The 15,229-nt window shown below is 65.2% G+C and carries 14 protein-coding genes; 2 read left to right on the plus strand and 12 right to left on the minus strand.

Annotation, left to right across the window (positions count from 1 at the left end):
- Nucleotides 1–110 precede the first annotated feature (110 nt).
- A complete protein-coding gene (locus ACWIKC_RS05830) occupies nt 111–1,259 on the minus strand; it encodes a methyltransferase (protein ID WP_454599175.1) in 1,149 nt (382 codons plus the stop codon).
- A gap of 61 nt (nt 1,260–1,320) precedes the next feature.
- Between ACWIKC_RS05830 and crtD the strand changes: the two genes are divergently transcribed.
- Together crtD and ACWIKC_RS05840 are read left to right on the plus strand one after the other, a co-directional pair.
- The gene (gene crtD, locus ACWIKC_RS05835) at nt 1,321–2,880 is read left to right on the plus strand and encodes a 1-hydroxycarotenoid 3,4-desaturase CrtD (RefSeq protein WP_454599176.1); all 1,560 of its coding nucleotides are present in this window, start codon (nt 1,321–1,323) and stop codon (nt 2,878–2,880) included.
- A gap of 14 nt (nt 2,881–2,894) precedes the next feature.
- A complete protein-coding gene (locus ACWIKC_RS05840) occupies nt 2,895–3,716 on the plus strand; it encodes a hydroxyneurosporene dehydrogenase (RefSeq protein ID WP_454599177.1) in 822 nt (273 codons plus the stop codon).
- Here the strand turns inward: ACWIKC_RS05840 and ACWIKC_RS05845 are convergent.
- The 11 genes from ACWIKC_RS05845 to ACWIKC_RS05895 all read right to left on the minus strand — a co-directional run bounded on the left by ACWIKC_RS05845 (nt 3,666) and on the right by ACWIKC_RS05895 (nt 15,222).
- Nucleotides 3,666–3,857, minus strand: coding sequence for a hypothetical protein (locus ACWIKC_RS05845; protein ID WP_454599178.1), 192 nt, complete (start codon nt 3,855–3,857; stop codon nt 3,666–3,668). The genes ACWIKC_RS05840 and ACWIKC_RS05845 overlap by 51 nt on opposite strands.
- Before the next feature lie 2 nt (nt 3,858–3,859).
- Nucleotides 3,860–4,753, minus strand: coding sequence for an alpha/beta fold hydrolase BchO (gene bchO, locus ACWIKC_RS05850; RefSeq protein WP_454599179.1), 894 nt, complete (start codon nt 4,751–4,753; stop codon nt 3,860–3,862).
- Nucleotides 4,750–6,489 (minus strand): magnesium chelatase subunit D, encoded by a 1,740-nt coding sequence (locus ACWIKC_RS05855; protein WP_454599180.1) that lies wholly within the window; start codon nt 6,487–6,489, stop codon nt 4,750–4,752. The genes bchO and ACWIKC_RS05855 overlap by 4 nt, the downstream gene beginning before the upstream one ends.
- A complete protein-coding gene (gene bchI / locus ACWIKC_RS05860; protein ID WP_454599181.1) occupies nt 6,486–7,487 on the minus strand; it encodes a magnesium chelatase ATPase subunit I in 1,002 nt (333 codons plus the stop codon). The genes ACWIKC_RS05855 and bchI overlap by 4 nt, the downstream gene beginning before the upstream one ends.
- 50 nt (nt 7,488–7,537) lie before the next feature.
- Entirely contained in the window at nt 7,538–8,809 is a 1,272-nt protein-coding gene (locus ACWIKC_RS05865) for a DUF3422 domain-containing protein (RefSeq protein ID WP_454599182.1), read from the minus strand.
- Nucleotides 8,810–9,180: 371 nt separating this feature from the next.
- The gene (locus ACWIKC_RS05870) at nt 9,181–9,801 is read right to left on the minus strand and encodes an SAM-dependent methyltransferase (protein ID WP_454599183.1); all 621 of its coding nucleotides are present in this window, start codon (nt 9,799–9,801) and stop codon (nt 9,181–9,183) included.
- Nucleotides 9,794–11,146: an MBL fold metallo-hydrolase gene (locus ACWIKC_RS05875; RefSeq protein ID WP_454599184.1), complete on the minus strand. Its 1,353-nt coding sequence runs from the start codon at nt 11,144–11,146 to the stop codon at nt 9,794–9,796. Before ACWIKC_RS05875 ends, ACWIKC_RS05870 begins: the two co-directional genes overlap by 8 nt.
- 176 nt (nt 11,147–11,322) lie before the next feature.
- Entirely contained in the window at nt 11,323–13,146 is a 1,824-nt protein-coding gene (locus ACWIKC_RS05880; RefSeq protein WP_454599185.1) for a SulP family inorganic anion transporter, read from the minus strand.
- Entirely contained in the window at nt 13,146–14,306 is a 1,161-nt protein-coding gene (locus ACWIKC_RS05885) for an NAD(P)/FAD-dependent oxidoreductase (protein WP_454599186.1), read from the minus strand. The genes ACWIKC_RS05880 and ACWIKC_RS05885 overlap by 1 nt, the downstream gene beginning before the upstream one ends.
- A 95-nt stretch (nt 14,307–14,401) precedes the next feature.
- Entirely contained in the window at nt 14,402–14,815 is a 414-nt protein-coding gene (locus tag ACWIKC_RS05890) for a TIGR01244 family sulfur transferase (protein WP_454599449.1), read from the minus strand.
- Complete coding sequence (locus tag ACWIKC_RS05895; RefSeq protein WP_454599187.1) at nt 14,815–15,222, minus strand: DUF6691 family protein; 408 nt, start codon at nt 15,220–15,222, stop codon at nt 14,815–14,817. The genes ACWIKC_RS05890 and ACWIKC_RS05895 overlap by 1 nt, the downstream gene beginning before the upstream one ends.
- Nucleotides 15,223–15,229: the final 7 nt, after the last annotated feature.

Below are 15,229 nucleotides of genomic sequence, written 5' to 3' on the forward strand. Positions count from 1 at the left end.
TCCATCCTTTGCTGGTTGGTTAACCTGGCACCGGAGCAAGAATTGCTTCGCTGCAGTGTCACCTTAGACGAACAGCAATGAGTGTCAATCTAGAGTGACATATGAGAATGTCAGGCTGTGGCGACAATCAACGAAGTTATCACCGGAAGATCGGTGGCGACCTGCCGCCAGCCGCGGAAACCCGCGCGCTCGAGCATATCGCCGATCTCCTCCGCTCGCCTTGGGCGGCCCGTGCGCATGGCCCATAGATAAAACCCGAAATAGGCGTCGCCCATCTTCTGGGCACCGCGAGTCCCCGCCATCGGTTCGGCGATGACCAGCACCGCTCCCGGCTCCAGCGACTCGCGGATCTTGGATAGCAGGGTCATTGCAGGTGCATCGTCATGGTCGTGCAGGATCCTGACCAGCGAGACGCAGTCGTATCCGGTCGGGATCGGGTCGCGGAAGAAGTCGCCGGGGTGCAGGGCGGGGCCTTCGCCGCTCGCCGACGCGAGTTCGCCCGAGTGACGCCGGATAACATCGGGCAGGTCGAAAATCCCCAGTTTCACAGCCGGGTGCGCCGCCGCCACCGCCCTGGCGAACGCGCCATAGCCGCCGCCGACATCGAGCAACGAGCGGTGCCTGTCGAAGCGATAGGCGGCCAAAACCTGCTCCGCGACCATCGTCTGCGAACTCGCCATCAACCGGCTATAGGCATCGGTATTGCAATCGTCGCGAGACTGCGGATCGGGCTCGCCGGCATAGGTCCAGAAGTCCGAAAGCGCGGTCGCTCCCGCGCGATTGCGCCTCAGCGCAGCGAGCGGATCGGCGAGGTCGGCATAGAGCAGGCGATGGTGCCGGATCATCGCCAGGACCCCCGCGTTGCCTCGCAATGCCGCTCCCTGCTGCCCGAGCATCCACTGCCCCGGCGCGATCTCCTCCGCCAGATCGATCGCCGCGGAAGCCCGCAACAGCAGCGCCGCCGCCTCGGCGCTCAGCCCGCAGATCTCGGCCACCTCCGCCACCCCCACCGGCCCTTCGGCCAGCAGTTCGATCAACCCGCTCTCCACCGCCGCCGAAAGCGTCTGGCTGTAGGTGAAACCGGCGACGAGATCGAACAGGCCCGCGGCCTTGCGCCGCGCGATCGGGCGGGTCAGCGGATTGCCCGCCGCCCAGCGCTGGAATGCTGGATTACCGATGATCCCGTTTCGCCAGCCAATCCAGCCGCGCTTCCACCGGGCGATGATGGAACCCGGTGGCGAAGGCGGGTTGGACTGCATTGTCAAAAACATTGGACAGATGCTCTGTAAAGGTCAATTCTAATCGCCGAGGAGGCGGGGATTGGCGTCACGCGTGGTGATCATCGGAGCGGGGATGGGCGGGCTTGCCTGCGCCGTCCGCCTCGCGGCGAGCGGACACGATGTCACCGTCATCGAGAAGGAGAGCCATGTCGGCGGCAAGGCGCGCCGGATCATGGTCGACGGCATGCCGATCGATGCGGGGCCGACGGTCTTCACGCTGCGCGACGTGTTCGACGATCTCTTCGAAAGCGCAGGCCGTTCGCTCGACGATTATGTCTCCGTCCGCTCTGCCGAAGTGCTCGCGCGCCACGCCTGGGATGCAACCGGCCACCTCGATCTCTACGCCGATCCGGCGCGCAGCGAGCAAGCGATCGGCGATTTTGCCGGTGCCGAGGCCGCGCGCGGCTATCGCGCCTTCCGCACCGAGGCTGCACGGATCTACGGCATTCTCGAACACAGCATGCTTCGGGCTGACAAGGTCTCCTGGCCGCTGCCGCTGATGCGCCGCATCGGCCTCGCGCGGATCGGCGACCTGCTCGCGATCCGCCCCTACGAGAGCCTGTGGAAGGTGCTGGGCGAGCATTTCGCAGACCCTCGGTTAAGACAACTGTTCGCGCGCTATTCGACCTATTGCGGGTCTTCGCCTTTCGCCACACCTGCGACACTGATGCTGATCGCGCATGTCGAGGCGCAGGGTGTCTGGCTGATCGATGGCGGGATGAGTGCGCTTGCCGACGGGCTGCGGCGCGTGGCCGAGGAACACGGCGCGCGGTTTCGAACCCGCACTGAAGTCGTCGATGTCGAACTCGACAATGGCAAGGCGTGCGGAGTGTTGGTCGAATCCGGCGAATTCATCCCTGCGGATGCGGTGGTTGCCAATTGCGACCCCTCCGCGCTGGCGAGCGGCAGGCTCGGGCAACGGGCCTCCCACGCGGTCGCCCCGATGAGCCCGCGCAACCGCTCGCTCTCGGCGCTGGTCTGGCTCGCCCATGCGCGCGGCGACGGCTTGCCGCTGTCGCGCCACAACGTCTTTTTCTCGCCCGATTATGCGCGCGAATTCAGTGACATCAGGGGCGGCGCAGTGCCCGGCGACCCCAGCGTCTACGTCTGCGCGCTCGATCGCGAGGCGGGCTCCGGCGCCGCGCCCGATGGGCGCGAGCGGTTCCAGATCATCGTCAACGCGCCGGCCAATGGCGACACATTCGACTACACTACACAGGAGAAAGAGCGATGCACTCGGGCCATGAGGCGAACCCTGGAGCGCTGCAACTTGCGGCTGGACGACCCGCTGCCCCACAAGCTCCTGACACCGAACGACTTCGAGAGATTTTCGCCCTCGACGGGGGGAGCGATCTATGGACGGGCCTCGCACGGCTGGGCGGCGTCCTTCCTCCGGCAGGGTACGCGGACGCGGATCCCTGGGCTCTATTGCGCGGGTGGAAGCACCCACCCGGGGGCCGGGGTGCCGATGGCCGCCTTGTCCGGGCGCCTCGCAGCGCAACAGGTGGCGCAGGACCTCGCTTCGATGCGCCGGTTCCACCCGGTGGCTACGCCTGGTGGTATGTCGATGCGCTCAGCGACGACGGGCGGCACGGGCTGACGATCATCGCCTTTTTGGGCAGCGTTTTCTCGCCCTACTACAAGCGGAGCGGCCGGGGCGCTCCGACGAACCACAGCGCGCTCAACGTCGCGCTTTATGGCCCCGGTGCGCGCTGGACCATGACCGAGCGCGGGCAGGATGCGGTGGTGCAGGAGGCGCAAACGCTGGCGATCGGGCCGAGCTCGCTGCGCTGGACCGGCGAGGCGCTCGAGATAGACATCGTCGAACGCGACAAGCGGCTCGGAATCCCGTGGCAGCGCGCCGTCCGTGGGAAAATTCGCGTGATTCCCGAGGCGCTCAATGAGACTGCCTTCGCGCTCGACCCGGCCGGTCGGCACAGCTGGCACTGCCTCGCGCCACGCGCGCGGATCGAGGTGGAAATGGACAAGCCCGGCCTGCGCTGGAGCGGCAGCGCCTATCTCGATTCCAACTCCGGCAGCGAATCGCTGGAGGAAGGATTCCGCGTCTGGCACTGGTCGCGTGCCCATACCCGTTCCGGGTCGGTGGTCAGCTACGAGGGCATCCGCCGCGACGGTTCGCCGTTCGCCAGCGCACTGCGCTTCGAGGCCGACGGCACGCCGCACAAGGCCGAGTTGCCGCCGGTCGCGCCGCTGGCCAATACGTTGTGGCAGATGGAGCGCCAGACCCGCGCCGATGGCGGGCATGCCAGCGTGCTCAAGACCTGGGAGGATGCGCCCTTCTATGCACGCTCGACGCTGGCATCGCGGCTCTATGGCGAACCGGTGACCGCTGTGCAGGAAAGCCTCGACCTCGACCGCTTCGCCTCACCGATCGTCCAGTTCATGCTCCCCTACCGGATGCCGCGCCGCGTCTGATTCGCGTTCTTTTTGCGCCAATTCCTTGGCTTCCTTGTCGCGCGCAATCTCGCGATTGACCGACCACAGCTGGTAGAAACCGAAACCCAGCGCCACCGCAGCGGTGAAAAGGATTTCGATCCAGCCGAAGTTTTCCGCCATGCTCAGGCCCCCTCGCCAGCCAGTATCGCATGACGCGCGGCGAAGCCGTGGATCATAGCCGTCGCTTCTTGTGGTCGCTCCTCATGCGCCAGGTGGCCGAGACCTCCGAGCACTTCCAGTTCGCACCGCGGCAACGCCGCGCAAGCCTGCCGGACCGAGGATAGCGGGACCGCACGGTCCTGATCGCCATGCGCCAGCAGCACCGGCACATCGATCGCGGGCAGCGCGGTCTCGAACGCCGCAAGGTCCCAATTCGCCATCATCGCCAGCGCGCCGCGACAATGGTCGCTGTCGCCTAGCAGCACCTCGTAGCAGCGCAGTCCATCGGCATCGATCCGCGAGGCGGTAGCACGGGTGAGGAAGCGCGCGGTCTCGCCCGACCCGCGCGCCATCCGGGCGAAGATCGAGGGTACCAGCGGATTGACGAACAGCAGCTTGGCCATCGCCGGAAACAGCCGTGCAGCGAGGCCGGGGAAGGGCATCAGCGCCGGGCTTAACCCGACCACCGGCGCGCGTATCCCGTCCTGCGCCAACCGCAACGCGATGGCGGCGCCAGCGGAATGGCCGACAAGCAGCGAAGGCTCGATCCCTAGGCTCTCAAGCAGGCTCCTGATAGCGGCGGCAATGCGGGGCAGGGTTGGTCCGCCGGCAATCCGTCCCCGCGTAAATCCGTGACCGGGCAGGTCCGGCGCGACCACGGTGAATTCCTTGCCCAATAGAGGCAGCATTCCCCGCCAGCTATGGGTTGCACCACCGGTGCCGTGAAGCAGCAGGACTACCGGGCCATTCCCCGCCTGCTGGACGTGCCAGCGCAGCCCACCAGTCTCGACGAAGCGGCTGGTCTCGCGATGCGGCCAGTCGCGGCCTTCTACCTCCCATCGCAGCGAACCGCTCATGGTGTCATCCGCTCGGGACGGGCCGCTTCCACCGCGCGCTGCAATCCCGCGGCATCGGCCAGCGGCAGCGGCAAATAGCGTCCCCGCAGATCAAGCGCGAGCGTTTCGGCCTCGGGCCTCGGGCGCTGGGCGATATCGACGACCAAGGCGGCATGGCCATCGCCCGCCAGCCCCTTTGCGGCCGATGCGGCGTCTTCGCGTGCGCGTGGCCGGCCCGGGGTGCCATCGGCTGCGATATTGGCGCTTCCGTCGGTCAGGAAAACCACGAAGGGCGTGGTCCCGCGCGCTGCTATGCTGGCAGCCAGCCTGCGCGCGGCGATGATGCCGGCGGCGAGAGGGGTGCCGCCGCCGCCGGGCAGATCGGCCAGCGCCCGCCGTGCGCGGGTCAGCGAGCGGGTCGGGGGCAGCAGCAATTCCGCGCCGCCACCACGAAACGCGATCAGCGCAACTTCGCTGCGCGTGACATAGGCTTGCGCCAGCATCAGCTCGACTGCGCCCTTGGCCTCGGCCAGCCGCGCCATCGCGGCAGAGCCCGAGGCATCGACGCAGAAGATTGTCACCGCCAGCGAGCGCTCCTCGAAGCGGCGGATCCGCAGGTCGGATTTACGGATGACCAACCGACGAGTGTCGCCATCGGGAAGTTCCCTGCGACGCAGTGGCTGCCAGGGAACCGCCGCGCGCAGCGTGTCGATCAGCGCCAGCCTTGTACCACCGCCGGGCATTCCCGGGCGTGCACCGAGCGGACGGCCGCGCAGCTTGGACTTAGCGCGCTGGCCGCCGCCGCTCCCATGACCTTTGCGCTGCGTCGCTCCCGCCGCCAGCCGCGCGAGCAGATCGGGGGGGATCGCCGCCAGCGCCGCCTCGAGCACGCTGTCCTCGGGCGGGGTGGCATCGGCATTGCTGTCGCCATCGGAGTCGGACTCGCGATCAGGGGGCGGTGGCTCGTCGCGAGCCTGGTCGCTCCGCTCTTCTTCGGTTGGCGGGAGCCTGGTAGCGCGCGGCGCCAGCACGAGACGGGCCGCAAGTCGAAGATCGGCATCATCAAGGGTCGTCCGCTGCTGCAGCGCGGCATGTGCGCGCGCCGCAGCGAGCGCGAACAGCAACGCGCGCACCGAATTCACTCCAAGAACGGTGGCGGCCCCTGCGAGCGCTGTCAGAGAATCCCCGTCGCCGGACTCGACCGCCTCGATCGGAAGTGGCCGAGGTCGGTGAACCTCCGCGATATCGAGCGAACGCAGCGGCGACAGATCGACCTGAAACGCTACCCGATCGAGAAGCGCGGCGGGCGGACCTTCGTCGTCCGTGGCGCCATCGTCGAACAGCACCAGCCCGAAACCGGCCCCACTGCCAACATCCATCGCCTGCGCCAACCGCCCTGCCAGATCGGGCCGTAACCGTTCGGCCATCGGCACCAGCACGACCCCACCGGCGACCTCTTCGAGCAGTCCGGTTTGGCGAATGCTGCGTCCGAGCGCGAGGCTTGCCCCCATGTCGATCCCGCCGAGCAGCCGCTCGTCGTCGATACGCGCGGGCAGGCGGCGCAAGGCAGTGCCCGCAGGAAGCAGCGCAAGGAGGTGCTCGATCAGCAGACTGCGCGCTGGTCCTGCCGCGCGCAGGCACAATCCGCCCAATAGCTGCGGCGCGAGGGAGAAGAGGCGAAGCGTTAGCAGCGCGTCGGCGAGGGGGTTGCCGAGTGTATCGGCGCCGGTATCCTGCACGGATCCGGCCTGTTTCATCCGAACAATTCGCCCATCGCGCGCTCGATCCGCACAGTCGAACCTGTTTCGTCGAGCACGTCGCGGCGCAGGCGATGGCGCAGCGCCATGGGTGCTACGCCGAGCAGATGCTCGCGCCGGACCGCATCTGCGCCGTGGAGCGCGGCGAGCGCGCGGGCGGCGCGCATCAGCGTCAGCTCACCTCGTAGACCGTCGGCACCGACCGCGCGGCACAGCTCGGCCATGTCGGTCATCACCGCGTCGTGGACGGTCAGGCTCGCCAATTTCTTCTGCCCGCGCGCGATCTGGCGCAGCACCTTGCCATCCTCGGCCTGCCATTCGGCAGCGAATGCCTCGGAGTCTGCGTCCCTGGCGGCGCAGCGGCGCATGATCTCGACCCGCTGTTCGATCGCATCGGGGGTGCGCACCTCGACCGAAAGGCCGAAGCGATCGAGCAGCTGTGGCCGCAATTCTCCCTCCTCGGGATTGCCGCTGCCGATCAGCACGAATTGCGCGCGGTGGCGGACCGAGAGTCCCTCGCGCTCGACCAGGTTCTCGCCCGACGCCGCTACATCGAGCAGCAGGTCGACGAGGTGATCCTCGAGCAGGTTGATCTCGTCGATGTAGAGAAAGCCGCGATGCGCCTTGGCCAGCAACCCGGGTTCGAATGCCTTCTCTCCCGAGCGCAGCGCGCGTTCGAGATCGAGCGCACCGATGACTCGGTCTTCGGTCGCGCCCAGCGGCATGTCCACGAAGGGAACCGCCGCCTTGCGACTGCGCCCCGAGCTGCATTGGTCGGGACAGGTGCCGCGTTCCTCGGGCCGGCAGTGGAAGCGGCAGTCCTCGACCATGGTCATCGGCGGCAGCAGCGCGGCCAGCGCACGGGCGGCGGTGGACTTGCCGGTCCCGCGGTCGCCGAACACCATTACCCCCCCGATTGCGGGATCGACCGCGGCGACCAATAGCGCCAGTTTCATCTCGTCCTGCGCGACGATTGCCGAAAAGGGGAATTTTGCCATGTGTCAGGCAGTGTGGACAAGGTCGAGCGTCAGGACAAGAGCCAAAACGGCTATTTCGCGGTGCTCGAAAGCGCCCGCCGCTTGAGCAGTCGCATGATCAGCCAGACCCCGAGCACGACGGGGATCACCAACCAGCCGACGATCGTATCGACCGAAAACAGCAGCCTCTCCGGCGGCAGTCCTTCGAAGAAGAACCGCACGAGCCCGAGCAGATAATAACTCAGCGCCACCACCGAAAGTCCCTCGACCAATTGTTGCAGCCGCACCTGCATCGCTATGCTGCGCTCCATCGAATGGAGCAGATCGGCATTCTGGTTCTCGATCCTGGTATCGATCCGCGCGCGCAGCAGCGAGGACAGCTGTTCGGCGCGCACCGCGAGTTCGCGCACGCGCTCGGTGGTCGCGGTGCAGGTGTTCATCGCGGGGCGGAAACGCCGCTGGGTGAAATCGTCGAGCGAGGCGAAGCCGGGGACCGGCTCAGCCTTGAGCTGGAGCAGCCGCGCCTCGACCAGCTGGGCATAGGCCTTGGTCGCATCCATGCGGAAGCCGATCGCGGTCGAAATGCCGGCGAGATCGAGCGACAGGTCGGACAGCGCCTCCATCAACACGTCGTCGCGCTCGTCGCTATTGGCGACCCGGTCGGCCAGATCGCGCAATCGCCGCTCCGCCTCGTCGAGCCGCGGCCAGCATTCGCGTGCGACCGGCAGGCCCAGCAGCGCGCGGTTGCGGTAATTGCCGAGCTCCTGAAGCCGCTGAACCGCGCGAGTCAGATCGCCGGTTTCCGCGCCATTCGCGGCGACCACCAGACGCCCGAAGCCGTCCTCGCGAAGGCGGAAATCTGACCAGATCCGTATCGATCCGTCGATTCTGCCCGAGACCAGCTCGTCGCGTTTGAGGTCCATCCGTTCGAGCAGTTGCTCCGCATCGGCATCGCTTTCGGCTATCCAGATCCGCGTCGAGCGCACAATCTTGCCGGGCAATTGCCGCGCCCATTCGAGCGCCGCGCGCAGCTCCCCATCAGATTCTGGATCCAGATAGGCTTCGGATGCAGCGCCCGGGACCAGCAGGGTCAGGCTGCTACCTTCACTGTGCTGCTCCCAGGAAAAGCGGATTCTTTCGGTCAGGCTACCCGAGCGGTGCGAGGGGTTCTCCACCGGGTGGATCTCGGCGGCATGAGCCTCGATCGCCGCGAGTTCGGTGGTACCCGCGGCCTCGTCGACCATCAGCACCCATTGCACGATCAGGCAGGGAACCGGGATCGCTGGCCAGCGGCGCAGATGCATCTCCGCAACGGCCCTTTTTCTCAGCTCATGGTCGTCCATTCGCAGCCTCGCCCCCGATTGCGTTGCGGGTCCCTCCGGACGGTGACGCGAACGCCTCCCCGATGACAGGTTTTATGGCGCGATTATGCAGAGCGCACAATGGACGGTTGCGGGGAAGCAAGCCGGGCAACAAAGCGATCATTCCCCCTTCGGTCAGCATCGAGGAAGCATCGTCGCTGTTTCCCAAGGGTTGGGACGAACTGCGCCCCTACTTGCGCCTGACGGATGTCAGTTGAACAAGTTGACCGATGATCCAGCCACCGGGGTTCGTGAAGCCGATAGCGGGTTTCGCCTGGGCCAAGGATAGGAGACGGTGGAGAAGGCGGTGACGGCGTACCCACTGCAGTCGAATTGGAATTAGGCTAAATCCGCTACGATGGGCGTTGGGCAATTAGGTCGATCAGCGCCGACATGCCGCTGTGCCCGCAACCTTCGCTGATCTCGCTGTCGTGGCTTTCGAGGAGCTCGATGTCCCATAGATCGAAAGCTGCGCGCAGCATGGCCTCGGTATACATGCTATCGGCAAGGGGAGGGCCGCCGGTGCCGTATGCGAGCTGTTCTGGCCGATAGCCCTGCATGAGCAGAATACCGCCCGGTTTGAAGCAGCGCGCAAAATTTTCGAAAAGCGTTGCCCGCTGAGATGGGTCGGCGAATTGGATGAAGATCGCCACAATGGCGTCGAACTTCGCGATCGGCCAGCCCCAAGTTCCCACATCGATCTGCCTGAAATCGACTTCGACACCTCGCTCGGCAGCCAGGCGCCGCGCCTTTGCAAGTCCGCGCTCCGAGATGTCGGTCGCTACCACGTCGAAACCCTGTTCGGCGAGGAAGACGCTGTTGCGGCCTTCGCCATCGGCGACGGCAAGAACCTGCGAACCGGCGGGGATGCGATGCGCCTCGCGGCTAAGAAAGGCATTGGGCGCGGTGCCGAAGACGTAGTCCTCGGCTCGATAGCGATTGTCCCAGAAGTGCGCCTGATCGTGCTCAGCCATGAGTGGCTTCCCAGGCGCCCATCGATCCCAGGTAGATATCGATGTGCTCGAAGCCGCGGCTAGCAAGCCAACCGGCGGCCACGGTCGCGCGCATCCCGCTGGCACACATCAGCGTGTAGCGGCGCGATTTGTCGAGCTCCTGCCACCGGGTGTTGAGTTCGCCGACATAGATATGCTCGGACCCCGGGATGGCGCCTTGGGCCCGCTCGTCGGCGTCGCGCACATCGAGCAGGGTCCAGTCTGCCGAACCGCTCGCGAGGCGCGCGGCAACCTCCGGCGTACCGACCATCGGAGCCATCTCCATTGCCGTCCCTTGCGCCGCTGCGGGAACGACACCGACGTAGCCGCCGATAATGTTGTCGAGCGCGATACGAATCAGATGCTCGCTCGCCTGTTCCAGCTGCGACTGGTTCGAGGCGATAAAGGCCACGCTGTCCCCCTCACCGATAAACCAGCCGGCAAAGCTCGGTATCATGTCGACGGGAAGGCTCATCGAGCCCGGGAGATGCCCTGAGGCGTAGGCCATGGGTTCGCGGATATCGACAAGGTGGGTTGCGTGGCTTTCGTGCAATTGCGTCAGGCTCAGATTGCGCGGCCGTGCGATGCGGGGCGCCTTTGTTCCGCCTTCAAGATTGAGTCGTTCCATCAAGCGGAAATACGGCGGCTGATAGTGATTTTCTGCCACCTTGAAGTCGATGAAGGCGTCCCGGCTTGCAAACTGGAGGCGCGGATTGTTGATGCGCTCGTGACCCACGGTCGAGAATTCGCGTTCGGCCATGCCCGAGCCGCAGACCGACCCTGCGCCATGCGCGGGATAGATGATGGTCTGGTCGCCAAGGGCCAGGAGCTTGTGCAGGGAATCCCACAGCAGGCCGGCGACCTCGCGCTTGCGATCGGGGTAGAAGTCGGTGCGGCCGACATCGCCGACGAACAAGGCGTCGCCTGTAAAGACGCCTACCGGACCCTTCGAGTATTCGCGATCATGGAGCACGTAGGCCAGGTGGTCGTCGGTGTGGCCCGGCGTTTCCAATGCCTCGATGACGAGTTGACCGATGTCGAACCGATCGCCCTCGCTGGCGGTGTCGGCGTAGACAACTTCAGCCCCCGGATTGGGGCCATGAAGAACTTTCGCTCCGGTCCATTCCGCCAGGATGGGGGCGCCCGAAACCAGGTCTTCGTTGCGGTGGGTTTCGAATATGTGGGTGATAGAAAGGCCTTCGGCTCGCGCCTTCTCGATATAAATCTCGCAATCGCGCCGAGGATCGATGACCGCTGCCTTTCCTCCCGAACCGATCAGGTAGGACAGATGAGACAGTCCCGGGGTCTTGATCTTCTCGAGCAACATGGCGGCATTTCCTTCGAACTGTGGTTTTCCTGCAGTCAGTGAAGTGGATGAGGGGGAGGGGCGTTCCCGCGTCCCCCTTATCGGTCAATTCACCTTGGTTGCGCGCAGACCTGCAATCCGCCTCGCATCGCCCGCTTAATGCGCTTCCATCACAGGGTGGTCGAGAATAGCGGCCATCAGATCATGCCTCTGGGCATGTCGGCAGGCGGCACCGCTTCGGATACGCCATTCATCGACAGCTCGTGAAACGCCCGGTTTTGCGAGAGGAACACCCGGCCGTTGAGTTCTTCGACGAAGGGCGTGCGCAACAGGCGATCCATAACGGGCCCCTTGACCTCCGACAGGTGCAGGCCGATCCCCGCATCGCCCAGCCGGTGATTGATCGCCTCGAGGCTATCGAGGCCCGATGCGTCGATTTCGTTCACGGCGCTGCACATCAGAATCACATGCCGCACCTCGGGCTGCTCGGCCACACGCTCGAGGACGTATTCCTCCAGCCAGCGCGCGTTGAGGTAGGTCAGGCTCTCGTCGATGCGGATCGACAGCACATGGGGAACGGTGAATACCGTGTGCCGCTCGACATTGCGGAAGTGCTCGGTCTCCGGGACCCGTCCAACGATCGCCGCGTGCGGGCGGCTGGCGCGCCAAAGATAGAGCAGCAGGCCGACTGCGACCCCCGCGATGACGCCCATCTCCACGCCGACGAGAAGCGTCACGACGATGGTTGCCATATGCGCTGCGAAATCCGCCTTGGAATAGCGCCACAGCAGTCGGGGTGTCTTGAGATCGACCAGGCTCAGCACGGCGACGATAATCGTCGCTGCGAGCGTGGCGATGGGCAAGGAAAACAGCAGCGGCGTAAGGAACAGAGTCGCCAGCGCAATGCCCACGGCGGTGTAGGCCCCCGCCGCAGGCGTTTGCGCGCCGGCATCGAAATTGACAGCCGATCGCGCAAAGCCGCCGGTGACCGGGTAGCCGCCCGAGAAAGCACTGGCGATATTGGACGCGCCAAGTCCGATCAGTTCCTGGTCCGGCGCGATCCGCTGGCGGCGCTTGGCGGCGAGGGTCTGCGCGACGGAAACGCTCTCGACGAAGCCGATGATCGAGATGAGCAGCGCGGGTACCCAAAGCTGCTCGATCAACGCCAGGTCGGTCGAGGGCAGCGCGAAGGGCGGTAGTCCTTGCGGGATCGCCCCGACGAGGTTCACGCCTCTCGATCCGAGATCGAAGATGATTGCCGCCAGGATGGTTGCGGCCACGGCAATCACGGGTCCGGCCTTGGCACCGATGTCGGCGAGGCGGGGGGGGAGGCCAAGGCGCACGAGCACCGGCTTGAGGCCCTTGCGCACCCAGAACAGAAACGCTGTTGCCGGGATGCCGACGGCCAGGGTCCAGAGATTGATCCCCCCGATCGAAGCCGCAAGCGAGCCGATCATCTCGGGCCAGTTGTCCCCGCCCGCGGAAATGCCCAGGATATGCTTAAGCTGGCTGGTCGCGATCAACAGTCCGCTTGCGGTGATGAAACCGCTGATGACCGGGTGCGAAAGCAGGTTAGCGAGGAAGCCGAGGCGCAACAGGCCAAGAATTGCGAGCATGACGCCGGACAGAGCCGCCAGCGTCATGGCGGCTTCCAGGTACAATTCCGTACCCTGCGCGGCCACTGCACCCGCCGCGCTGGCTGTCATCAGCGAGAGGACCGCGACCGGCCCGACCGCCAGCGTCCGGCTGGTGCCGAAGATGGCATAGGCGATGAGCGGCAGGATCGAGGCGTAGAGCCCGACCACCGGCGGCAAGCCAGCCAGCAAGGCATAGGCAAGACTTTGCGGGATCAGCATGATCGTGACGATCACCGCGGCGACGAGATCACTCGTCAGGATCGAAGAATTGTAGCCCCGGCTCCAATCGAGGATCGGGAAATATTGCGCCAGGACGCTGCCGCGCGCGCCCTGTCCGGGTGCCGAGGCGCCCGTCGTTCCTTGCTCGGGGTCGCTTGCCGGCATCAGGCGGCGGTCTTGACTTGTGGTTTTACCATCCACTCATGCCCCTTGAGCATCCCGTTCCAGTAAACCCACGGCAAGATTTCCGACTTGAGCAGCCACGACAGCTTGCTGGGCCGCGTCCCGTCGATCAACCATTCGGGGAAACTGGGCAGCAGCTTGCCGTCGTAGCCGAACTCGGCAAGGATTACCTTGCCGCGCTCCACAGTCAAAGGGCACGACCCGTAGCCGTCATAGTCGCAGCACGGCGGCTTGCCGTCGAGAACCGCCAGCGCATTGACCGCGACGATGGGCGCCTGCTTGCGCACTGCGGCGGCGGTCTTCGCATTCGGCATCGATCCGGCATCGCCCATACCGAAGACGTTCGGATAGCGGACGTGCTGCATGCTGAATTTGTCGACATCGACGTAGCCGCTTTCCGCGTTGGCAAGCGCACTTTCGGCGACGAATTGCGGTGCGACCTGGGGCGGGACGACGTGAAGCATGTCGAATTCGACAGTCTCCTCGCCGCGCTCGGTCTTGAACACCGCCGACTTGGCCGCGCCGTTCACTGACACCAGCGTCTGGCCCAGCTTCAGCTCGATGCCGTATTTCTCGACATATTCCATCAGCGCGGGGAGGTATTCCTTCACCCCGAACAGGACGCCCCCGGCGTTGCGAAACTCGACGTCGATATCGTCCAGCACGCCGCGGTCCAGCCAGGCATCGCACGATAGATACATCGCTTTTTGCGGCGCGCCTGCGCATTTGATCGGCATCGGCGGCTGGCTGAAGATCGCACGCCCCCCTTTGAGCGATTGCACCAGCTTCCAGGTGTAGGGGGCAAGATCGTAGCGATAATTGGACGTCACCCCGTTCTTGCCGAGCGTCGCCTCCAGGCCTGCGATCTTCTCCCACGCCAGCCGGATCCCCGGAGCAACGATGAGGAGCTTGTAATCCAGCATGCTGCCATCCGCGAGCGTCAGCCGGTTCTGTTCGGGTTGGAAGGTTGCCGCCGCCTGGCGGATCCAGCGGGCCTGTTTGGGCATGACGCTCGCCATGGGGCGCCGGGTCACCGGAGTTTCGAACACCCCGGCACCGACCATTGTCCAGCCCGGCTGATAGTAGTGATACTCTGCCGGTTCCACTATGGCGATATCGAGGGAAGGGCGACGATTCAGCATCGAAGCGGCAGTCGCAATGCCTGCGGCCCCGCCGCCTACGATAACGACATCGTGCGACAATGATCGGGTCATGGCAATCTCTCCGATTTGTCTGTCTATTCGCTCATTCGATCGCGCAGGCCCGATAGATCGTACCCGGCCTCGCGCGCGCGGACGACGCGTTCATCGACCGAGAGGTGTTCGGGATTGGCCAGGGCGTCCAGCGTGATCGAGCGGGTGCCGGTGCGGCAGTAGGCCAGTACCTTGCCGGCCGCTTCTTCGCGGACCTTGCGAAAAACGGATACGGCATCGCCGGGAAATTCCCCGCCCGACACCGGAATGAAATGAAATTCGATGCCCGCTTCCTGCGCGGCATCGCGCATCAGCTCAGCACTCGGTTGATCGGGGTCCTCCAGGTCGGGCCGGTTGCAGATTATCGAGCTGAATCCCTGATTGGAGAGATGCTGCATCTCCTCGGGTGCTATTTGCGGCGCGACCGCAAAGGTTTTGGATACATGTTTGACGACCATCAACTCTGCCTTTCGATCAACTGGACAAGGCCCATGCCCGCCAGCATTGCCACTACGAAAATTGCTGCGGCGTTCGGTTCGATCACCAGTGCGGCGATCCCGGGTCCGGGGCACAGCCCGGCAATTCCCCAGCCGATGCCGAACAAGGCGGAGCCGCCGATCAGGCGCGGCGTCAGGTCGGAGCGATCGGGGAGGAAGAACTTCTCGGCAAAGAGCGGTTGATCCATTCGTGCTACGAACCGCCAGGCTATCGCCATCACGATCACAGCGGCGCCCATAACGAAGGCGAGGGTGGGATCCCAGCTGCCGAATATATCGAGAAAGCCACGCACCCGGGCAGGGTCGGTCATCCCTCCCAGTGCCAGTCCGGCGCCGAAAATCGTGCCGGAGACGAGGGGCCAGAACATGCGCTCG

It is taken from the genome of Qipengyuania sp. SM2507, from assembly GCF_053714505.1.